Annotated in this window: 6 protein-coding genes; all 6 read right to left on the reverse strand. The window is 55.2% G+C overall.

Annotation, left to right across the window (positions count from 1 at the left end; all coding sequences use genetic code 11):
• Window positions 1-15: 15 nt before the first annotated feature.
• Window positions 16-7,590: a SpvB/TcaC N-terminal domain-containing protein gene (locus tag NNL21_RS02145; RefSeq protein ID WP_204815804.1), complete on the reverse strand. Its 7,575-nt coding sequence runs from the start codon at window positions 7,588-7,590 to the stop codon at window positions 16-18.
• 33 nt (window positions 7,591-7,623) lie between these two features.
• Window positions 7,624-7,962 carry a nucleotidyltransferase domain-containing protein gene (locus NNL21_RS02150; protein ID WP_204815805.1) on the reverse strand — a complete coding sequence of 113 codons (339 nt, stop codon included), beginning with the start codon at window positions 7,960-7,962 and terminating at the stop codon, window positions 7,624-7,626.
• A gap of 108 nt (window positions 7,963-8,070) precedes the next feature.
• Entirely contained in the window at window positions 8,071-18,672 is a 10,602-nt protein-coding gene (locus NNL21_RS02155; RefSeq protein WP_204815806.1) for a Tc toxin subunit A-related protein, read from the reverse strand.
• A gap of 525 nt (window positions 18,673-19,197) precedes the next feature.
• A complete protein-coding gene (locus NNL21_RS02160) occupies window positions 19,198-21,306 on the reverse strand; it encodes a hypothetical protein (protein ID WP_204815807.1) in 2,109 nt (702 codons plus the stop codon).
• A gap of 176 nt (window positions 21,307-21,482) precedes the next feature.
• Window positions 21,483-23,333, reverse strand: coding sequence for an ABC transporter ATP-binding protein (locus tag NNL21_RS02165; protein WP_204815808.1), 1,851 nt, complete (start codon window positions 23,331-23,333; stop codon window positions 21,483-21,485).
• Window positions 23,314-25,059, reverse strand: coding sequence for an ABC transporter ATP-binding protein (locus NNL21_RS02170; protein WP_256555014.1), 1,746 nt, complete (start codon window positions 25,057-25,059; stop codon window positions 23,314-23,316). The genes NNL21_RS02165 and NNL21_RS02170 overlap by 20 nt, the downstream gene beginning before the upstream one ends.
• Window position 25,060 lies beyond the last annotated feature (1 nt).

Below are 25,060 nucleotides of genomic sequence, written 5' to 3' on the forward strand. Positions count from 1 at the left end.
CTGCGTTGCCTCCTGCTAGAATTTATGAGGGAACAGCGAGCGAACAGCATCCTCTAGTCCGTGGTAATCCAAATCTTCGCCTTGAATGGCCCGGTGCAGCTGCTGCTTCTCATCCTTCGTTAAATTGTACTTCTTGACAATATCATTAAACTGCTTATTCTGTATTTGATTTCCGCGCGGCCGATTCCTGCCTCCTCCAGTCATTCGCTCGAAGGATGAACCGTCATCGTCGTCATCTCCGCGGGACATCATCAGCACATTCGGCCCCATGCCCACTCCTGCCGCGGTTACCGCCGAGGTGGTGCTTACGCTTCCGCTTGCCGCAACTGATATGGCTCCTCCTGTCGGGCCTATGGGTAAAGCGGGAACCAATAACCCCGTAGACATACTCTCGCCAATCTCGCTTACTCCTTGACCCAATCCTCTGCCAATCGGAGCTGCCGCAGCTGTAATTGGTTTAGCCAGTGCACCGCCGGCCAGAGATCCAACTCCGAGTCCGAGGTTGAAGTTGGCTTGTTCTTCCGAGATACGATTGTTCATCAGATCCCGCTGACGTATGGACTGCGTAATATTCGCAGCCGTCAGCACGCCCCCGGCTACCGCTAGAGCCGTACCGACTCCCGACGCGGCGATGGCGGAAGAAGCTGCAGGCGCGATTACCGCCAAGGCGGCGCCGCCCGTCGCTACCACGGCGATTACCGCAGCCGTGACGGCGATGCCGATGACTAATCCTTTGAAGAAGCTGCTCGTGAAGAAGCGTCTCTCTCCGGAATCGCCACTCCCTTCCTCCGAGCCTGAAGACGATTCATCAGGCGATTCCGGCGGGGACTCGCCAGGTGGCTGCTCCTCCGGCGGCGGTTCAGACGCGGACTCCTCTGACGGTTCCGGAGGCGGCTGGCATACCGGTGCCTCGGATGCTGCCGATCCATCCCCTGCCCCGCTTTCTTCCCCTGGCTGGATTCTCTCGAATCTTCCTTCGGGACTGAGCTCCCACTTATAACCGTTCCACCGCTGCTGTTCGGGATGCGGATCGACGATCCGGAACCCGTGCCGTCTGGCGAACGCCTCACGGTCTGCCAGCGTCGAATTTTCTGTCAAGTGATCCTCGGATGTGCCGGGTATATCTCGTGTTGTTAACCCCTGCGGGTCAATATGGGCAACCGGACTATTGCGGCAATAGATGAAGAGGTTCGCCCCATCGGCGAATCCGGCAGGGTCTGCACTCGTCCATCTCCCCAGCCACGTAGCGTAATAGCGGGCTCCATAATAATAGAGGCCGGTCTCGTCATCGCGCTCCTTGCCGCAGAACCGGTAACGCTTCAGACTGATATCGGAGCCCGACTTGGCTGAGCGGTAAGCTGTGGTTCCAAAGGGGTGGTACTCTTCGTACGACAGAATAACGCCGTTCACGTCGGTTTCGAAGACAGCCGATCCAATCAAATTACCGTGCTGATACCGGATCAAAGGCATATGGAGCGGGTTCGCCGGGTCTCGCCCTCGATCATCCCTAGTCTTCGTATCTACTTGTGCGATGGGTCCCGTATCGTCGGAAACGGTGAGTGTAAGCCGTTCCAGGTGAACCGCGTCTTGGAGCCGTTCGCGGTATATCTCGACGGAACCCAAATAGAGGCGTTCGGTAACGGCACCGCCCGGACGTTCAATCACCTTGCGAATTCGCCGCCCTCCCGAATCATAGACATAGTAGGCTGTGCCGCCGCCGCCTAAATCCACAACGCTCAGCTGGTCCATGCAATTCCAGGCGAGGGCTTGCAGATGCGGCATTCTTGTCATATTTCCGTATGCATCATAATCATAGCCTGAGCCGTAAGGCCCGCCAACCGTATCGCCGGGAAGACTGGTAGAGCCCAGCCGGTTCGTTCGATTGCCCGGCGAGTCCTCATGAATATATCGGTAGTGCCGCGTCCAGCCATTTCCGATTCCCGCCTGTGTTTTATACCGGTGCCGCATTGCCGTCATATTGCCAAGTAGATCATAATCGTATTCCTCCGTGTACGTACGCACGGCCTCGGGTTGATTGAAATCGGGCAGCTGCTGCCGATAGTCAAGGTCGCTTTCGCTTCGGATCGCATCATTGGCCATACCTGCATGTTCTCTGCCGGTTGCCGAGATCAATTGATAAATCGCATCATATTCATACCGATATTCCGGTTTGATCACCGCATTATTGAAATAATAGGTTTGCTGCGCTTGGTCCGCGGCATGCGTCAGGTTTCCGGCTGGATCGAAGGTATACTGCATGTTTTGCAAGGCATGAAGCTCGGGATTGCTACCGAGCGGATAAGTCAGCATGCCGGTCAAGCGCAGCGACTCGGGATCGTACTCATAGCGGGTTTCGATGTCATTGCCGTATCTTGCAGACAGCCGCCTTCCCTTCGCATCGTAATCCTGCCCCTTTAGACAATCGATCCAACTGCCTTGCCCGCGAACTTGCACGGATAGCTTGTTCCAGAAGTTCCCTTCATTATATTCAGGGACCATGACCGATCCGTCCGGAAGGCGCATCTGAATCGGCCGGTTCAAGGCATCATATTCCGTTGCGGAAGCAAAGACTTCATCCATAGCCAAGCTTGGGCTAGCTGCGTCTTGCACGGCCTGATAATCGGTCTGGCTGCAGGCCGCTCGCCAATCCGGCGCTTGCTTATAGTCCTTCGCCAGAATTCGCTCCACGCGTTTCGGATTGCCTTTGAAGTCGGATTCCGGTATCTCGATCCGGCCTGCTTGATCGTAGACCTGATGCGTCACGCCAAGCAAATTAAGCCGCCGTGCATCCGGATGCCGATCACCGTACAGCAGATACCGGAATAAGAATTCGCCGCGTCCCGGTTCTTCGGCGAATATGCCGACCGGGCGATGCAGCGAGTCGTATTCGGTACGAAACCTGCGCCCATGCTGATCCCAAGATTTCACCAGCGCGCCTAGAACATTAAAGAAACTCCAGCGGCGCCCTCTCTCCGCGCTATCGCTCCACATCGGAATCCCGGACATCCCATTGAATCCGCTTGCCGCCTCGCGACCGATCTGATCGAATAATCGGGAGAACCTGCCCGATAGATCGCTGTCCGACCGCACAGCCGCCGTCCTGCCTCCCCCATAATCAGAGACGGAACAGACGATACGTCCCAGGCTGTCGAGATGTGTGATGCCCGGCGTATCGGCATGCTTCGCAGCCAGCCAAGCCGCTCTACGCTTCGGATCTTGCAGCGGCTCCGGCTCATTGAGCGGATCCGGACTGCCCCGGTCAGAATACCAGCTGCTACCCAGAACCGTATCATTCTTATCAAAGGCTCTGTGCTGCCAGCAATCGAATTCCACCTTCGTCTCCGTGCCGTCGGGATAGACCGTCCGGATCGTTCGACCCACGGCATCATAGAAGATGAGCGGCGTTACGCCAATCTCTCGGAGCTCCCTCTCATCTTCGAATCGCTCGGTCGTACTGAAGTAGGGCTCATATTGCTTGACGGGACTCCCTTTATTGTTGCGAATCGTCCGTCCGCTGCCCACCCAACGGGGATTGGCATCCACAAGAATAGTACCGCCTGCTGCTGCAAGCTGCAGCGCCTTTCCCGGATGCGCTTGGGCTTTCACCATTGCAATGCTCCCGCTGCCGTTGGAATACACGCAGCTCTCCTGCCATCTCGGGTTAACCGCTCCGTGCCGCTCTCGCGCATATACGTGAACAAAGTTAGGCTTCCGCTCGTTTCTCCATTGAAAGAGGTTGTAATCGAGACGGATCGTCGGGTCGGCCAGCGTATCTCCATCCCCGTCTCCAGGCTTTCCCATGAAAGCCGTCCGAACAACCATGCCAAGTGAATCCACCTCAACGGCCGTTCGATTATCGTTAGGATCAATAACGATAGTCGGGCCGAGCGTACGATAATCATTATGCGCGCGCATGACGTTCCAGGCCGCCTGCTTGACACGCACCTCTTCGACGAGCAAGTCGTACCGGTCAAGCGATGCAATCGTCTCCGTCCCGAGCGGATCCTTCGCTCCGATGGCGATGTAATAGTGATCCGCCGGATTAGACGGATAGATCGCGGTCCCCGATGGGATCCACCAGCCAGGTTCGCCGCTTAACTGAATATATCCCGCCTGCTCCAGCTCGAGTGCCGATACGCCGCCCGCATAATGAATATCAATGACCTCTGGCGTGAAAGCCAGCCGATAGCTTTCATATTCGAGCCCCAGCGTATCCCGCTCCCCGAACGGCAGCCGATTAAACCCATTGTCTAAGAACGAAACCCGGTTGTGCGCAATCAAACGCTTCTTTAGCGAGGCTGGGCTTACCTCTTCTTCGTATGGAGTCAACGCTGCATGCTCCAAGGCGTCCAGGAGCTCCGTTATAGTAAACAGCTGATCTGCAGGCTCAAGCCCGGACACCTCATAGCTTCGAGATGCAAATGGCACCTTCCGGCGATAAGCGGCATCAGGCGCCTCCCTATCCATTTCGGCCGTATATTCGATCACGCGGCAAACGATATGCAAACTTTGCTGAGCGCGGGTTACCTCCACCGGGAGCAGAGGATTCGCGATTCGGCGGCCATATACGACTGTGCCCGATTGAAGAACGTGGCCCGTCTGATCGATCAGCAGATTCAATTGATGGGAAATATGCGGATCCTCCGGATTGCGTTCGCAATCCAGCGTAACCGTTTCGCTGCCTACGGGAAGAAAGACCGCATAGGCTTGCCCGCGGCGGGGTTGAATTCGCTTGATCTCGTAGTTGTGTTCCACGATGCGATACGGATGGGCTTGCACATCAGACCCGTCGAAGCTGTATATTTCCTGGCGCAAAGGCAAGCCCTTTAACGCCCGCAAGCATTCCTCCCATTCCCCTTCTTCCAGCAGCTGCGGCAGCATCGGCTCCGGAACATACTGGACACTCTCGTAATATTCATTGCGCAGCTGATGCACGATCCGGTCCTTCCCGATGGATGCTCCCGTATGGAACCATGTCCGGGTTGTCACAGGCGGCTGAAAGAATTCGGGCGCGAGCTCTCCGCTGCCGCCGCTGCTCGCCACGCCGGCCGCATAGTCCTCATACGCCTCCGAATCCCATTGCTCGACCATGCCGAAGCCGCGAAATTCGCGTTCTTTACCGTCATAGTAACCGTGATGGTAAGCATAGCGCGTGGTGAAGCGGCTGCGCCCGACGTGGTCGTATTTTTCGACATATGCCACAACTTGAACAGGGAACGGAAGCTTCGTCGCCCATGGACGGCCTGCTGCCTTGTCGGCAAGATAGAAGGTCGTCGACGATACGTAGCTAACTTTTGTTTCCGCGCCGAAATTATTGATCGATCTCACCAGCAAGTGCGGCTTTATTCCACCCATCAGGTCGATATAGCAAAAGGGCTGGCGGGCATGCCCGGGCAGCGGGGAGGACCATACCAGACATGATGTCCCATTCCCAAGCAAATCTACGGCTGTCATCGTTGATAGATGATCCGGTGCGGAAAGGTGAGTCAGCAAAAAAGGGTCGCTCCAGCGATTGCCGGACTGATTGAAGTATAGGTGGACACCCTCGGCGTTCGTATAGATCACGTCAGTAACGCCGGAACCATCGATGTCGCACAGTAATAAGCGGCGTTGGTTGAATTGGTCGGGGTAATCGAACCAGGGCGAATGATCCATCGTCACTTTATGACCGAATCGGCCGTAACCCTGATTAGGCCAATAGCAGATTTCACCGTTGCGAATGCGTACGATGTCGGTCAGACCATCGCCGCACATGTCCGCGAGGTAGATGGATTGCGTATCTTCGGACACGACCAATCTAACGCCGCGTTCATCGTCAAGCGGCGGTTCCATCCGGATTGCGGGACCGAAGCCTTCTCCCCCAAGCGACGGGTACCAGGTGAACGCATGATGCTCGCTAAGCAGAATATCGGCAAGACCATCTCCATTCAAATCGATGAACCGCAAGTTTTTCTCGTGCCAAGGGATGTTCGGCAGGTGAGCGAAGGCTTTGAACGGCTCCCAATTCTGCTCCTGCGAACGCTCGGAATACCCGGAGGTCTGTCCAGATAACCGGACGACGTCCAGCTGCCCACTTCCGTTCAGGTCCAGCAGCAGCTCCTGCCCCCCTCTTAGATCCGCATGCGATGGCTGCGCGGCAACAACTTGCTGCGGTCCGAAGCGGCCGCCACCCAGGTTCGGTTTGTAATACCAGCAATCCGCTTGCTCCGTAAGGATGCCCGATATGCCTTCACCGTCCAGATCCACCCACTGGCATGCGGAATCAAACAAGCCTGAGGGCAGATTGTTCAGGCTGTCGCCTTCCAGCTCCCGAATCACGCCGTTTATAGCTGCTCTGCTGTATTCGAACTCCAACGGCGGCATTTCTTTCCGGCGATATGCGGCATAACGAATGCCGTCCCTGACTATTCCCACCTCCGTATCATCACGTATGCAGCCTGCCTGCACGATCGCGCACAGGAATGAAGCCAACCGCGTGCTCCCTTGATAAGCAAGCTCCTCCTTCGCGGAGAACGGCCGTGAATAGTCGAAATCCGCATATTCGAACGAGGTCGCTCTCACCAAGCAGGGCTCGCTGCCCAATTCATCGAACCGGTGGAACATTAATAAACGGCGGCAGCGGCGGTAAGTGCGCACCTCGAAGCCGGCTCGATGCGAGGAAATCGGATCTGGGCGAGCGGCCCAAGCATTGCCCGGTGAAGCGGATGCATACACGAGCTGCTCCGTATCGCCATGAGCAGCTGTTCCTCCGTCTTCTACATAATGATTCTCGTCGTAATCGAAGACGGCCTCGAACATCCATTCCATGCTCGTTAGATCCGGCTGGACCAGACGCGAGAGCTTATTGCCGTAATGAATTCGCTTCAGATACCGGTTTGCGGTGATGACGCGGCTGCTTTCGTTCATCAGCGACCGGTCGATATTAAGATCGTTCTCGGACGCATACTCGTAGAGAATCGCATTGCCCTTATCGTCATAGCTTTCGGAAATCAGCCATGAAAACGTGCGGAGCGGATCATCCGGATCGGCGATCCGGCTGTTATCCGACTTACCATATACCGTCGTCATGTTGTCGCCCGTAATCGAACGCCAATGCATGCTGCCGGTCGCTGTATCCGTCCATCGCTCGATACGCGCGAACAGGCCTTCGATACGCGGCCGGTAACGGTGAACGACGAAGCCTTCCGCTTCGTTATTATATTCGTGCCTGCTGCCGTCCTGATTGAGAACGGGTACCAGATCCTCAGCGCCTGACAAGACATAGATGTCGGATTCCTCCTGATCCCGGTATTGCGGCAAACCTCCATCCGTCTTGCGGACGATAGCCGGGATGGATAGCGACCAGCCGTACCCGAACAATCCGCTGCCTGCACCGGAGTCATGCGTGAGCGCAAGCTCGGGGCCAAATCCGGAACGTGTCGGGCTGACAGCCAAAGGAACCGTCATGGTACCGTTTCCGGTTACCGTGTTGGCGGAGAATTTCTCGGCGATGCCTCTAATCGCTCCTCCGCCCTTGGGCAAGGTGATCGAAGGGGCGGACGGCGCCGCGCGATCTTCAGGGTTCCCGTTCATATGCCTATCGTCTGCCATGACTTGCCCTCCCTCGAATCATGCTTGGGATCTTTATCGCGCAGTCCTTTCCGCATGCTGCATCTCATAGAGGACGATACCGGAGAGCGAGACGGAATGCGCGAATGAATACGGTCTCCTCCGCTCCTCCTCGTACTCCTCCATGGTGAGGACGACCACATCTACGGCAATCGGATATTCAAGAAAAAGCTGCTTCAGCCCGATCGCCCGAAATGCGCGGGGAACTTCGGTATCGAGCAGAACAAGCAGGTCGATATCGCTTCCTTGCGTGAACGTCCCTTTGGCGCAGGAGCCGAACAGAACGATGCGCTCGGGATCGCAATGTTGTATGATGCGCTGCACCATTCCGTCTATCAATCGTTCCATGGACATTCTCACACCCCCGTATCCATTCATGCCCCGAACCAGATCGCAAGGCCGTCATACCGACTTACCCAGCCCTAATTCGGGGCATTACTGTTGATTTGAATGATAGCTTTCTTAATTTGTCCGGTATTGAACGATCAAGTATACGCCATCTACATCATCCGGCTGAAGGGAACGGTCATCCGCGGCATCATCCGCCTTCAGCTTGAATGTCCAAGCACCCTTAAGGTCGGGTTCGCTGCCGGCTGCGAACGTCTTCTCGCCATGGTGAGCCGCGCCGTACGAGTAATCTTTCGCAAGTGCCATTGCATCCATGCCCGCCCCGGAAGGCGGCATAAACGACAGCGTATATCCAGTCTCGCCCTGACAAGGAGCAATTACATGAAGTGCGGTCACTTTAACCGCTTTGTGGCGGTCGAAGAACGGCACATGCTTGCCCTCGAAGGTAATGTTCAGCAATTGGTCCGCTCCCTGCTGCACCGGATGAATGAAACGGTACCATTCACTTGGAAACTCCTGCTTCAGATTAAAGATGCGCACGCCCTGCTGCGGCAGGATCGTCTGCAGCCCGCTGCGGGCGGCAGAGGCGAGCGCCGCACCGCCGTCGCGAGCCGTGTAATGGACATGCATGACGACATCCGATACTGTCGAGAAGTCGATGGCATTGCAATCATGCGGCATTTCGATACGCCACAGGCTGACCGCGCCCGCACCTTCGAACGGCAAGTACCGTTCATCATTGAAACTCAACTCAAACACCCCGCTATCATGATCTCCGCTGCTCGTGGCGATCGCCCTCGACAATCCGTATTGATCCGTAAACCGGCCATCGTCGATGCCGGCTCGGACATAGGCGCTGCCCGCCGTGCCGCTGATTCTGGTGCTGCTGCTTACGAGCGATAACGTGCAGTTTACACTCGTAAGCGGACCGGTAACGCATGGAATGCTGATACCGACTGATTTCAAACGACGCATATAATGACCCGGATAATCCAGATCGAACAGCCATTCCGGCAATTCGACCAGACATGCTCCGGTCTCCTTCAGCTTCATCAAGCTGAATGGTGCCGCGATGGCTAGCGACACATGCTTCACGATTTCCAGCTGCCGTGCATTCTGTTCGTAATAAGCCGCGTCAAGACGGTTCAAATCATGAGCCAGCTTATCGCCGGCAAGGAGGCCTTTCTTCAAGCTGTCCCAATAGCCGAACTGGATATAAGACGAGTCCTGCAGTCCCAGCTCGTATCGGAAAGCTTTCTCCGCGCGCTTGGCAATATCGTAAGCAAGCTGATAGCTCTGGAAGTAAAGGGTTGCAAGCTGCCCCTTCATCCATTGATAGAGCTCCAGATTCGTAAATTTGCTGTGCATGAACTGCTGGACCGACTTCGCTTGCTCGATCTGCAGGTCATGATTGCCAAGCTCCCGCTGGGACATCGCAATCCGGATGCGGGAAGCTTCCATTTGTTGATCGATCTGCGCCCCCTCGATGACCGCGAGCGCCTTCTGCTGATCCCACTCTTCCTTGCGGCGGTGATAGCTGGCTACGGTTGAGGCCATGCCTGCCATCTTCTCGAGCGATTGGGCAATGGCCGACATTGTCTGTACCATGTTCTCCGCGGCATCGCCAAACTTATCCCCGCCGGTTTCCGCAGTCGCTGTCGGCGATCCGCCGAATCCGGAAGCGCCGATTGTGAAGTTCGGTATAAGCTTCAATCCCCCCGCCATGATATAGCCCGCCGCGATTGCGGTATCCAGGACCGTGGAAGCGCCTGAGAGAGAGAGCGCGGTTACTTCCCATGCATTCATGAACGGCAAATTCGTATAATAAGCGATCTTCTGGTCGGCTGCCTCCTTCGATTTCTCCAGGCTCAGCAGCGTCGCCTCCTGTTCCTTCACCGCTTGAAGCTTCACATGCCGGATTTGCTCGAGCAGCTTGGTCTCATGGGACATCCGCAGCAGAGCCAGCGCTTCGGCGTCACTCTTCTCCAGCACGGCGAGCAGCTGAGAACCAAGCGCCTTCACTTCTTCACACAGCTCCTTTGCCTTCTGCAGCATGATCGGGAACCGGTAATTTGGATGCGGTGCGTTCAGATCGTTCAGTACACTGCCGATATCGACGCCGGCGGCTGCCGCTTTCACGAGCAGAGCGGGATCGATCGGCGGCTCGAACAGCGGCAGCTGGCGGAATTTCCCGTCGATGTTGAGGCTGTGGCGGATCTTGAACAGCCGGTCCTCCACGGTGTTCCAGTATTCCACCAGTTTATCGTTGTGCGGGATGCCGAAATAAAAGGTTTCCAGCCGCGGCAGCTGTTCGATGCCTCCATTCCCCGGTGTCATCTGCACGGGCGGCGGAAGCAAATTCTCGACCTCCACCAAAGCGTTGCCGAACGCATCCAGCTTTTGTTCCAATTCTGCGTAAGACAAATCCTCGACCGTATAGGCTGAAGGAACCCGCTCCGGGCGCCTTCCTAATATTTCTTCTGCCAATACGTATAGCAGCGTCGCCTCGTTAATGGATTCAAGCGTATCCCTTCGGAACTCCTGATCCGCCCATGCAACGAGATTGTCGATATATTTCATGACCACGGTCCGCTGGTAAGCGATTGGTCTCAGTCTAGCGATAAGATGCGGCTTGAACGGATCCTCCCGCCACATCTCCACCTGCTTCTCATACTCCGGGCTTCCGGAATTGACGAGCTTAAGCAGATTGTCGATTCGCTGGTTGCGGTAATCCGCCTCATTGTACTCGTAGAATGGCTTCGTCTTCCAATATTTCTGCGGGACGGGCTGGTTGTCGGTGCAGGTCGGGTCGAAAATATAATGAAACCATTGCATCGCTTCTTCGAAGCGTTGGTTCTGGCTGAGCCTTGTCGCGATCATAAGCGGCGCATGAAAGAATAGCTCCCAATTATACAGCGCATAAGCGCCCCCGATTGAGAAATCGACAACCTCCTTCCTCGCGCTTTCCCATGGCACCGTAGTTTCCAGAGGCCGATATTCATAGTCAAAATCAAATGAATTCACCGGCGGGATCGTCTGCGGCTCGGTCTGGACCTTACGGCTGAGCAGTCCCGGAATTCCCGTCCGGTTCAGTTCACGGATAAATAGCGTTGTGTACGGATGGTAGAAGGGATACATGGTATACCGGATCCGATATTGCGTATTGCCCGGATCCGACGGCAGATCGGTCGTGAAGTAATTGCCTGCCCTGTATTCCGTCATCGGTTTTATAAAGTAAGAGCGTTCAAGGTCCTGATAGAAGAACGGGCGGCTAGCCGAATCAAATTGCGTATCCTGCTGGGTAATTACGAGCGAGAACGGCGCATTCGCACTGTCCAGCAGGCGGCCGTCGTCCACGCGGAGCCCATGATTCGTCAATACGTTCAGATCGTCCAGGTTCAGCACTTGCGTATTGTTCACCAGATGCGTATTCCGGTAATGCATGCCGGCGGGAAGCAGCTGATGCGGGCTGCGGTGGTCAAAGCCGAGCAGCTTGATCAGGCGGCCATCCTCGCCGAAATGACGGTTGATCCCATCGGATACGGAACCGACTAAATTTTTCATGTATACATCAATGACATCTCCGTTATAAACGAACGATGAGGAATGCCACGGACGCGCCGTTTCATTAAATCGGATACTCGTCTTCGTTGCCCATTTGTTATCATCCGGATAGTAGAATTCCGTATCGTTGAACTCCCGGGAGGTAGAAATAAAGAGATCGATCCACAGATAGCCGCTGCGGAGGCGGGGCTTCAGATGATACGACGTTGTCGGACGCTCCCACGGATGAATGAGCTTCCGCTTCGATAGTTTCTTGGGCGTCCAGGCCCCGTTCTTCTTCACCGACCAGGCAAGCTTGATCTCCCAATATTTAGGCGACTCAGGTGCTCGTTTGGGTGCGTTGAGCTCCGTAGCCGGCGGCTGAATTTGACGCTTGGGCAGCATCTCGGTAAAGACCGGCCAGAAAATATGCAGCTTCCGGTTATGGACCGCGAGCGTCGCATGGTCGGTGTCGATCTCGAGATCGATTTTCTCCCAGCCGGTCCAGTAGCTGTTATCGATGTATCGGCGGTAATAATACACCGCAGGCGTCGCTTTGGTGCGCGCGAGGACATGAACGACGTTGCGGGTGCCCTCCACTTCATGGTACATCGAGCAAATATCCAGCCGTGCGACTTCGTCCAATTTATCCAGATAAGTCAGGTAAGCAGTCTCAACATGGTCGGATGTGATATCATTCTGCGAAATATCGCTTTCCAGCGCCTTGAAAAATTCCGACTTGTCGTCCCGCAGCTCGGGCTCCGTCCAGTTCTCCGGATAGAGAAATACTTTACGGTTCGCTTCCCATACGCGATAATTCTTCATCCACTTCCATTGATCCCAGCCATCCGACTCCTTGGCAATCACCTCGCCGCCCTCGAGATTCATCAGGCATCTTTGCACGAACAGCTGCACGGAGCTGATCGACTGCTTCAGACGCGAGGTCATTTGCTGCGGACCCATCTCTACATCCAACAGGAAATAGGCATACAGATCATTCACGCTATCCCAGGCAAGCGGATGCTGCGCAATGAGATAAGAAACCAACGCGTCTCGCTGCTTCTCGCGCAGCGGATCCCGCAGCGTTCTGGCTATAGTCAGCCACTGGCTGTCCTCGTATTTCGCCTTAACCGCCTGTTTGAGCGATGCAGCTTCAAGCGGACCGGGGTTTGCATTCGTCCAGGACCGGGCCGTTACGGGTTCTACGCCCAGCTTCTTCGACCATTGCATCACTTCGCATAGGCGCAGCAGCGCTGCCGGTTCACGGAAGCCTGCCGGGAATGCGATACCAAGCATGCCGTTATCCGCCAGATTATCCGGTTGTCCCAGCAGTTGCGCAAGATCGGCTGCCGGCCATCCTGCCGCTTCCGTTAGCATGCGCTGACAGCTGCGCTTCGCGGATAGCTTCTCTTCTTCGGACGCACCGCCGTCGAGGGCGAATACGACCGACATGACCGCGATCAGCTCGGCTTCCGTTATCGGCAGCCGGTCTCTCAGCTCAATCACCGCGCTCAGCTTTAACCACGCTGTGAATGCGGCGGTCGCGTCCGCTGCGGCTGTTTCCGTATCAGAACCAGGCAGGCTGCCGGGATGCAGCCATCCCCCGGCATTGGCACGGTCGCATACGAACACTATCAGCTCAGGCGTGAGCTTCCATCTAAGAATGACCGCTGCGAACTTCGCAAGCAGCGTATAGGTTTGGAATACGCCGGGATGGCCAGCCGGCGTAAGACGCGTATTCGGGCTGCTGCCCACATAGGACGGCTCCAGGAACGCGGCGATTGCCGGGCGCTTCAGCGCGGGGTCCGCTGCCGGACCCGCAGGCGATTGAACATACCGCGTGAGCAGCAGTTCCGTTATGGCGCTATCCAGCTTCAAGGCTTCGCCAAGCTTCTGCTTGACCGCCATTACGCTTAACGAGCCGCGGATGTGCGGAAGCAGCTTGCCGAGCACATAACCGTAGCGCTCGGCGGGCGTCCGGTCGCCATCGAACAGGCTGGCGATGTCGCCTTCTGCCAGGAACGGCTCTTCCGCGGCACGCGGTTCCACCGACTTGACTTGCAGCGCTTCGACCGCCGAACGAAATGCATGATCGGCCGGCTGTGCGAGCGTCAAGAGCATGCTCTTCTCCGCATCCGACATCACGCCGAGAAACCGGAGCTGCTTGGCAGTGAGATCATAATGCAATTTAGGCCGCAAATTATCGGGAAAGACCACATGCTCCGGCAGCTCGCTGAGGTAGACACTCGATTGGATGAAGGTGCCGGAATCCGGCCATGACTCAAGCTGCATGACTGCGCGTGCGTAATTCTCTTCGGCATACAGAGCAAGCAGCTGTATGCGTTCCGATGCTCCGATAGCCCCAACCGATCGAAGCTGGCTCGACGGCGCATCGTAGTAGAGCTTCGAACGAAGCGAGGCCGGAAATTCCAAGCCTGCGGGCTTCGATTCGAGGAAGGCTGCGTAATGCGTCAGACGAAAGCTGCGCAAATTGCGTCTGACGAATGACCTCGGCTCATTGAAGAGCTGCTGAACAGCCGTTTGATACAAGGCATCCGCTGAATTCTCCAGCAAATGTGACCGGCGAGCCTCCGTCATTGCGCCGGTGAACCGCAGCTTCTTGTTCGCCGCGTCATAGCTGATCGCTCCCCGTAATCGTGCTGGCTCGGAAGCGAGCGCCCCGATGGCCTGCCGATATGGAGCGTCGGCCGACGCATCCAGCAGCAGCTGCTTCTCATCAGGCGTCAATATGCCGACAAGGCGCAATTTCCGGCTGCTATCGTCATAGCTCAGCCGGCCCTGGAGCGATTCCGGAATAACGATTCCCTGCGGCATCGCATTCAGCTCCGCTTCATAGGCTCCGTTATCGTTGCGAAGCCTTATAGCAGAAGGTAAGGTATCAAGTGATGCTTCGAATACCGCCGCATCGCCCAGCATCGCCATGAACGGATCTGTTACCGCCGGGCTCCATGCCAGCTGCTCCAGCTTCTTGCGTGTAACGTCGCCGTTTGGATCGAGCGCGCTGCCGTCGCTGTCCGGATTTTCATCCGCTATGGTACGCAGCGCCCGGAGAAGCTCAATTAAGATTGCGGCTATACGGTCATTGGATGGCGCTAAGGACGACTCTAGCGGCCGTTTATGACGCAGCAGCCAGTCGAGATCCGCAGCGCTCATCCCGGATAGCCGCATTCGTTCGGACTGTTCAATGAACGTTATCGCTGAAGCAGTGCTCGGGAAGGCAAAAGGATTGACGGCGGATAACTCCCGTATGGTTATATAGTCACGGATTGATACCTTCAACACCTTGGCCATCGACACATGCCTATACAGCAAGGACAAATTCCCGAGATTCATCTCATCGGCAACTTGGATTCTCTCGATAAACAGATTCAAATCGGGCTCCGACAATCCGAAAGCCGCTAACAGCGCCGGTTTATGAGCGGTCAATGGATTCTCGTTTCCTACCGCATGCGGATGAAGCAGCTCGGATCTTGCGGCATTGAGCTCGAACGCCTCGTCCAGCGGGTTCATGACGGCTTTATTCCGCAGCAGCCGGTCGTAGATCGGCGTTTCTGCCGCTTCTCCGTCAAGAGAAGCATAGATGGAGGTCTCCATGTTGTTCCACCAGCTCAGGATAGCAGGCAGCGGAACGCTCCATTCAAGCTGCTGCCGCTTCACATGGGACAATCGAATGAGGAACGGGTCGCTTAACCCGTCCGACTGCATCAATACGCGCATGACTCGGTCGAGCTCACGGAAACCGCAGCCGGTCGTTCCGGCCAGACGGACGAATCGGTGCATTCGGTCTAATGCGGCAATGATTCGCAGCTCGCGTTCGGCAGCCGTCGGCGCGTTTGCTTTGAGCACCAGCTTTCTGAGCGTACAGGTGAGCGGATCGGCGGGGTCGAGCGACTCGATCACGAGCTGGCGAACGGATGATCCCGGTTCCAGCGGATTCACATAATGCGTATCGAGCAGCTCCAATAACCGCTTATAACCGCCGCCATTCTCTTTCAGTCCCCCCATGAACCCGGACCGCTGCAGGAGCAGATCGACTCTCGTTACCAGCTGATGCCATTTGCCTGCAAGCGTTGTATCCGGATCGGTCGGATCAGCCAGCGTGACATCCTCTGAGGGAAAGCCCCAGAATGACCAAGGCGGAGCGACAGATAAATCCACACCATCGACTACGGTGCGGGCACCCGTAACAATCGCCCAAGAGACGGGCGTCAGGCCGAGAAATTCCCGTGCATGATCTTTATCATTCAACGCCGCGTTACGCTCGGCATGCGTTGAGAATGCTTCCGCCAAACGATCCCGCTTCGTGCCCAGATGCGCAAGATAGACGCGTGTTTCCTCCTGCCACAGATGAAACGGCAAGCTCCATGGGTAGACTTGCGATAACAGCTTCTTATAAGCCTCGGCACGAACGTATTGCGGATTCGCAGCCAGCTCCACAGCCGAGCCGGATGTCTGCCTGCTTCGGGACATGACGCGAAGCACGCCGTCCTTCAGCTTTAATTGGTACCGAAAAGCGGTTTCTGCAATGGTCCATCTGACGCCGGGTTCCTTCGTTTCGATCGAAGCCGCATTCGTAAGCGGCGGAACGAAAGCATTTCGCAGCGGAACCGTGATTTCTCTGGCATCCAAGGCTGCAACCAATCCGCCCGGAAGATTAAACGGTACGAATGCGGCCAGAGGCGCGACCGCCTCTTCCAGAAGCTCGTTCACGAGGTCGATATAAGGCAAAGCAATGTTCGTATTCTCGCAGGATAGCTCGAGATCTCCGATGTCAGGGCGGCGCTGCAGCAGCACATGCTTGGCGCTGGACCCTGCCTTGACCGCGTCCTTCTCATTCAGAAAGCGGATAATATCGACCATGTAGGCTGCGGGACTGTAGACCGAGCGGCAATCCTTGCAAGCGCAATAATCCAGCGAGCCGAATAGCGCCTCTAGACTCGGGAAGTCCTGAATCTGCTTCTGCTGGTCCTGCGTCATTGTCCACGGCAGGATCGCCTTCGGCGTTAATTGCTGGAACTCAGCTCGATACTCGCTTGCTTTGGCTAGCAGCATGGCATAGTTTCGCGATGCCAAATCGTAGACCTTCCTCGACTCCAGCTTCGTGAACCCCTGTGCGGCGAACTTCTCTGCAAACCGGTTCTTTCCTTGAAAATAAACATGCGCCGAGCTGTGCCAGCTTTGCTTTAGCAGCGCGATGCCCGTATTCACGTTCGGAGCCATCTTGAACGCGCGCTGCATCTTCTTCAGTTCGGTAACCGCTTCTTCGCGCAGCTCGGCTTCGCGGCCTTTTTCTTTTAAGAATTGGTCGATATTCGTGCGCCGCAAGTCAAATTCCGGCTGCTTATCGGACATCGTCAGCAGCTCATCGCCATACTTAATCGTATCGACGGCCGGACTGGCTGCCGCTGCCAAGAACGACACGGTCGGATATAGATCCTCGGCCTTGCTCTTTAATATGGCAGCGAATCCGTTGATTTTCTCCGTCTCGTCTCCGCCATCGACATTGTCCGGATAGCCCTGCCCGCCCCGTGCCATATTCGCCCGTATATGAGCAGCCCAATCCTCACGGCTCAGCTTTGCCAAGTCGCGGGGATCTGCAATGATTTGCTTCATATAGTTGACCGTCGGCAGATGGTTCTTCGCGACAGCCGCAACAGCGAAGGTTTTCTTCAGGTCACTCACGACCGGTTCGGGGAAGGTGCCTGCATCGCTCTCCAGTGCCAGCCAGAACTCCCCGGTCGTACCGCGATGCTCCGCATAGAGCTCGGAGAAGCGGTTAAACCCCGCAGCCTGCAGCTTGGAATGCTCCAATACGGACTTCAAGTTGGCATTTCCGGTAAGAAAAGCACTATTCAGCGTATAGTTCGTCCGCAGCTGATTCAGCTGGATGATGACAGCTGCAAGATTAACTAGCAGCGTACGCGGGACATAGTTGCTTCGAACCGCCGATTCAATCGCCTGCTTCTGCAAAGCCTCATCCATGAAAATGACGCCGGCCAACGTATTTTCGACGAGCCGGTCGATCAGCTGCCACTGCTGCGTACTCTCGATCAGCGCGCCGGGCAAGCTGACAGGCAAGTTCTGACGGAGAAAGGCATAACAGATTTCCGGCGCTAATCCGCTCTTGGCCCCCATCCTGCTGGACAGCGCTAGCTTCATGATCTCCTCCGCCGATTTGCCCGTATGCTTGGCTAGGTAGGTCAGATCTTGATGTACTGCGCTTTCCTCCAGCTGTTCCAGCTTCAGCTCGCCAAGCTCGGGCTGGAGCGCCTTGACCAGCTTCTCAATCTCCGAGATTCCGACGAAAGGCAGATTGCCTTCGGTATAATTGACCCAAGCGACCTTGCCGGGATTTGCGATCGTTTCCGTTTTCAATACGTTTCCTTGCGAATCGATCAGCTTGATGACGACCGGCTTAACCGTTTTTCCGTTCTTCGGCGGCTCATATTTCAGATCATAGAAGCCGTTGATCAGCGATTCCCGTTCTCCTAGCAGCTTCTCGCCGCGTATGGACTTTTCGTACAGTTGAACCTTAATACCCTGCCGGCCTTGCCACAGCTCGTTGCGAATGGAGCCGCGGATGCGATAAGCGTCTTCCCCGCTAAGCGGAGCGGGATTGCCGGCTACAATGACCTGATTCAGCTTCTCCGCGGTTCTTTTATCCACTTCTCCCGTTATGGCTAGACCCTGCTGTTCTTGAAACTTCTTGACGGCTTCCCTCGTGCTTGTGCCGAACCGCTTCTGCTCGGCCTCGCGCATATCGATGTCAATCTTCAGGAAGCTGAGCGTCTTCTGAAGATCCCCGACGGTATCCTTCGCCATATTCAGCCGGACAGGATATCGAATCCTCGCGATATCATTCAGATAATCGACCTTCAGATGCCTGATAGCGGGCTGAACAGGCTTGGCGGCTTCCCTCGCGGCAATCGCTTCCTTCAGCTTCGCAAGCGTTGATTCGTCCAGCTCTCCGGTCTGCTGCAGGCGATGCGTCTTCTGAAATTCGGCGACGGCTTGCTGCGTCGTTGCTCCGAGAATGCCTTGCGCGTGCTCTTGCTCAGACACCGGAAATTTAAGCTTTCCCAGTGCCCGCTGCAGCAGTTTGACATCGTAGTTTTGTACATTCTTCGATAATTGTCGGCCTGGAAGTTTCATTGTCTTCCCCCTTGTGGCCAGGCGGTCGCCTGAACCCGGTATGCAACGCAAATATGGCCGGATGAATATTCGTAGCTGCCGGAATCGGATGGGCCATTCTAGCAAAGGGCACAGCAAATGCAGTGTTCATTCTGAAGCTGCCATTCGAATCCGTTTCGTTTCATCGTGTTTCTCGGTGCGTATGTCGTACAGGGAGTATGGGTGTGTCTATGGACGTCATTGAGGATGTTTCAGCTTTATTGGGGTGATGGTTCACATGGATGACGCGGCAAATTCATCCCCCATCTTATCAAAGCTTTCAGGTTGTTAACAATAGGGAAAAGGAGCCATGACAGCACGCGCAGTTCTCGTTGGATTTATGCGAAATTTGTAGGAATTTTGCATTGCTGCGCGGGCTTCAGCCATTCGGGTTTCGCAAGCGGACAATATAAAAAGCTTGATCGCTCAAGCTTTTTATAGGCTTCCTCCGCTATGTCATCTCCTACCGCGGACACGGTACTGATTGCTTGTATGCAGCTTCGCAAGCTACTTGACCGCTCTCACATGGTCAATGAAATATTTGCCCCCCCAGGCTTGATTGCCCCCGATTGCGCGGTGTCCGATTTCGATCTTCGTAATTCGGCTGCGATGAGCCCAGCTTCCAATGGATAAGGTATAGGGATTGAATTGATCCCAGTTGCCGACCGTATACGTCTGTGTCAATTGTTCACTATTTGATGCTGTCAGACGTATCGTTAATTGATAGGAAGTCGCCCCCGGTGCGCCGCCCCATCCGCTGGCTGACCAGCGCAGCTGGGAGAACTTCTCCAGATTGAGCGGCGTTGCGAAAGTGCGCTGCACCCACTTCTGCACATCACCGTTTACCGCGCTCATCTGAATTTCCAGCAGCTTGCTGCCCTGTGAAGGATTCGGCGTATAGGCGCTGCTGTTTCCTGCCGATGACAAGATCTGTGAGACGCCGTTACCGGCCGCCCAGCTGTCTGTGCCGAATTCAAAGTCGCCGAGCGTATAGCTGTCCGCAATGGCGGTTACATTGTCGACATGGAAGCGTCCTGCCCATGCCGTGGTGCTGCCCGTCGCGCGGAAGCCGATATCGATCCGGGTCACTTGATTCCGATAAGGCCATGAACGCATATCGAGATCAACCGTCTGCCACCCGCCAGTATAGGACACGGTGCGCTCCAGCGTCTGATTCGTGCTCGACGTCAGACGAATGAAGGTTTCATAACCCGCTGCTCCCGGCGCGCCTCCCCATCCATTGAAGGCATAGCGGATGATTTGATGCTGTGAGAAATCAACCGGCTTCTCGAATTGACGATACACCGAGCGCCATGCGTTCGCGGCAACTCCCGTGCCCGCCCCTTCCAGCATGCGGTAACCGCTGGAGGCTGCGGGAACCGTCGTATCCTGCTGCGAGAATTTCACGGAAGCGCTGCTTACATTCGTGCCCGCGCTCCAGGCTTCATTGCCAATCTCGAAATCCCCCAGCTTCACCATGTCATGGACAAGGCCTTGAGGTATCGGACGATTATTCTTGTAAGCATCAATATAACCCTTCATATACGTGAAGTACGCACTGCCGCTGCCGCCATCCTGCGGCTCGATATCCCGGCTGTATTCATCCGAATATCCGTCCACGAATCGTGTGTTGCCGCTTCCATCTTCGAACCGCTGCATGATCCACTCATTCCACCAGGTTAAGGTAATGATCTTCGGTCGAACCTCGAACGCGCGCTTCCACTGCTCGTAGAACGTTATTCCCCCTCGTTTTGGCGTTGCCGTATTGAAATAGCTTAAGTACGTGCTCTGCTTAGCCGTAATGACCGGCATTTGTTCCGGAACAGAGCCGGAATACGAAACTAGCTGCGGATAGCCTTGCAGGAACGACCACTCCTGCGGGGCTAAAGTCGATTGGAGCCCCCACATCTTGCGGACGGTGAATAGATTGGTCAGCGTGCTTGTAATTTGATCCGTGACGAGCAGCAGCGGCTTGCCGTTGTAATACACGAATAAGTCGTCATACGCTCCGCCGTAATACCGGTTGTAGATATCCGTTCCGGTGAAGGAGGGGTTGCTGTCGCTCGCGGCGGAACCCGTCCAGAAGACGATATGCGGGGTTGCGATGTTGCTTTGCTTCATCTGGAGCACCGTATCCAGCAGCACCTGGGTCGGATTGCGGAATATCTCGTTGTAATAGCTCTCCGGCCATCCGCTGCCGGCGTTCGTATTGTCCACGATGATGAAGTCGACCCCTGCTTCCTCCAGCTGGGTCATATGGGTTTGTATAACGGATACCGCATCGGAGCGGTAATAGCCCAATGCCGGTTTGCCCCAGAAGTGAAACGCGTTAAGGGGACCCCATACCGGGGCAGTCTTATTCATGCCCGATTGCGTTAATATTTGCGAGGTGTCATAAATAGGCAAGCCGGTTTTAACGACGGGATTAAACCAATTGGAGTAATGAATGCCCACCAAATTACTCTGATTCGTAATATCGAGCCCCGCTTCCGCGTCCATGATTTCCATCTCCCCCTCCACCGCTGAAGCAGCAGCTGGAAGCATGCCCATCAGCAGCATGATAGACAACAATGCCGCTAATACTGATGTATGCCGGTGAAATCCCGACTTGGTCATCTGCTCATTCCTCCATTCTCGTCATGATACCGATACACCTCATGTATCCGCACACCCAAATTATGTGGAATGGTCCGTTTCTATGACAATCCAGCTCAGATTGCATGCATCCCGTAAAAACCGAACAAAGGAGCTGCCCGTAAACCGGACAACTCCTTTGTTTCATCAAGCTCCTATCAGGAACCGAGGCCCATCGATTCTCCCTTAAGCTGGCCTTCATATAAGCTGCTGTAAAATCCTTCTCGCTTCAACAGCTCTTCATGCGAGCCTTGTTCCAGCAGCCGGCCATCCTTCAATACCAAGATGCGATCGGCCTTTCGGATGGTATTCAACCGGTGAGCGATGACGAAGCTCGTCCTCCCCTTCATCAGCCGCTGCAGTCCTTCCTGAATCTTGATCTCCGTTATCGTATCGATGCTGCTGGTTGCTTCATCTAGTACGAGTATGGACGGATCCGCCAGGATGGCCCGCGCAATGGCCAGAAGCTGTTTCTGCCCTTGACTGATCCCGCTGCCGTCGGCGCTCAGCTTCTTGTCATAACCTTCGGCAAAGCGAACGATGAACGAATGGGCATTAGCCAGCTTGGCCGCTGCTTCTACCTCGCTATCGGTTGCATTCAGTCTGCCATACCGGATATTCTCCCGGATGGTTCCCTCGAATAAGAATGAATCCTGCAGAACGAAAGACATGTGCGATCGCAAGCTCTCACGCCGTATCGAGGTCATGTCCCGGCCATCTATTCTGATTGTGCCGCTGCTGGGTTCATAGAAACGGGAAAGCAGCTGAATCAATGTCGTTTTCCCTGCTCCGGTCGGACCGACGAGGGCAATCATCTCGCCGGGCTTCGCTTCGAAGCTTATTCTTTCCAACGTGGCGCCGCCTGCCTCATACGCGAAGGAAACCTGGGAGAAAGACACCGCTCCTTCCACATGATCCAGTGTGACGGATGAGCCTTCATCCTTGGCTTCAACGTCCTCATCCAATACCTCGAATACGCGTTCAGCGCCTGCGATGGCGGACAATAACGTATTCCACTGATTCGCCAGATCATTGAGCGGCCGCGTGAATTGTCTCGCATATTCGACAAACATGATGATGACCCCGACCGTTATGGAGCCTTTAATGACCAGAATCCCGCCTATGCCCGCAATGATCGCAAAGCTTAAATTGTTCAAGCCGTTCATCAGCTTCGGAATGAAGCTCGAGATCGTCAACGCCCAGAAGCCCGAGCGATAGATTTGGTCATTGCGCTGGGTAAAGCCTTGAATCACGCGTGCTTCTTGAGAAAAAGCTTTGATCACCCGCTGGCCGGATAGCGTCTCTTCAATGTAGCCGTTCAAGTCGCCCAGGTTGCGCTGCCGCTGCTTGAACAGCGGGCCGGTACGGCGCGTAATCCAGCGCATGCCCAGCGCCATGAGCGGTACCACGGTAAAGGTAAGAACCGTTAGCAGCGGGCTTAGCCACAGCATGACGGAGATCGTTCCGACCAAGGTCAGCATGCTCGAGAAAATCTGGATCGCGGAGCTGTTCAGCGTCCCGCTCACATTCTCGATATCATTGGTCACGCGGCTCATGATCTCGCCCTGCTGCCGTTTACCGTAATAAGGAATTGGCAGCCGGTGGAGATGGGCGAACAGATCGGTGCGCATACGATAGACCGTTTCCTGCGCGATCCCGATCATCCATATATTTTGCAGCCAGCTCACGAATGAGAAGAGAATATAGACCGCCGATAGGAGGAGCAGGAATTGAATCCATGATTGTCCTCCCGTTCCTTCGATGTAGTCATCGATCGCAACGCCAATCAGATAAGGCCCGAGCAGCGCTAACGCCGAACTGAGCACGACCATGACGAGGACAAGGGCAAGCTTGCCTCTATGCTTGGCCAGATAGGTCCATATACGGCCCAAGGTGACTGTCCAGTTCTTCGCCTTCGCCTTTGCCTTCTTCCCCTCACTATCTTTCGCCGCGCGAAGATTCAACTCCGGGGAAGGATGGCGGAACGGCTCAATAAGTTCTTTGAACATGCTGCGCCTCCTCCCCATACTGGGATTGATAAATTTGCCGGTAAAGAGGCGAACGGGACATTAAATCATCATGTTTCCCTTTCTCAATCAATCGTCCCTCATCCAGAAGCAGGATCAGATCAGCGGACATCGTGGAACTAATCTTCTGTGTCACGAGGAAGGTCGTGCAGGACAGATCGGTTAACGAATCAAGCAAGGCAGCCTCCGTTCGAACATCGAGTGCGCTGGTGCTGTCGTCTAGGATGAGAATCGATGGATTCCGGACCAGCGCCCTGGCGATGGAGATCCGCTGCTTCTGACCGCCGGACAGATTGACGCCACGCTGTCCGAGCATCGTATCGTAGCCTTGCGGCAGCTGTTCAATCGTTTCGTGAATTTGCGCTCTCTTGGCAGCTTCCATAATCTGCTCCAACGTCGCATACTCATTGCCCCATGCAATATTGTCCCGCACGCTTCCTGTGAAGAGCAGCACTTCCTGAGGAACGTACCCGATTGCATCGCGCAGGTTCGGCGTGTCCAGCTTGCGGGCGTCGATTCCGTCGATTCGCACGGTTCCCTCATTCTCTTCGTAGAGGCGGGTAATCAGCTGCACGAGCGACGTTTTACCCGATCCAGTTGCCCCTAAGATCGCGATCCGTTCACCGGGACGGGCGGTGAACGAGATTCCTTCCAGCACATGAATCCCATTGTTCGGATAGAAGAAGCTAACGTGATTAAACTCAACATGGCCTTGTATCAGCGGCGTCTTCTGCTCTGCTTGCGTGTGACCAACAGCGTCATTGTCCGTGGAAAACAATTCTTCAATCCGCATGGCGGATGCTCTCCCCTTTGAGAAGGACACGACGAGCCAAGAGATTGCCGACAAGGCTCCTATCGTCCGCAAGGAATAGTTCACCACCGCGACCACTTCGCCCACGGATGCGCTGCCTGCTGCGATATCCCTGCGGCCAAACCACAGAATGGCGATGATGCCTGCATTTCCGATGAGGAAAATAAACGGCATCGTCGTTTCCGTCAAACGAAGGACCGACACCGTTCCTTTCATTAAATGAGCGCTAGCCTTGGCGAAACGGCTGACCTCATGACTCATTCGCACAAAAACACGGATGAGCCTGATGCCCGTCAGATTTTCTTGAATGACGCCATTTACGCTATCCAGCCGGGATTGAACAACCCGGAACAGCGCAGCCGACTTCTTGATTACCCATGTGATGAACAAGAGAAGGATCGGAACCGTGCAGACCATCAGCAGTCCGAGCTTCAGATGTACGACGAGTGCCATAATCATGCTGCCTATCACGATTAGCGGCACGCGCGTCATGAAGCGCAGACTCATGAAGACTAAATCCTGCACTTGGCTGACATCGCCCGTTAAGCGGGTAATGAGCGATGAAGTTGCAAACCGGTTAAATACCGGATACGTGAAGGATTGCACCTTCTCATACAACTTGTCGCGAAGATCATATCCGAATCCCATACTTGCGTGGGATGCATAGAAGGAACTCGCGATCCCGGATAAGAAGGCCAAGACAGCGCTAGCTGTCAGCACCCCTCCCCACAGCCACACGACCGATAGATCCGACTTCATAATGCCTTCGTCGATAATTTTGGAAATCATCAGAGGCTGAACCAGCTCTACAGCAAGTTCGAACAGCAACATGCTAAGAGCCACAATAGCCGCAACCCGGTATTTTTTTAGAAAAGTGAAGATTAAGCCCACTCTCATT

This window comes from Paenibacillus mendelii (genome assembly GCF_024498075.1).
In the GTDB taxonomy this organism is placed as follows: Bacteria; Bacillota; Bacilli; order Paenibacillales; family Paenibacillaceae; genus Paenibacillus_Z; species Paenibacillus_Z mendelii.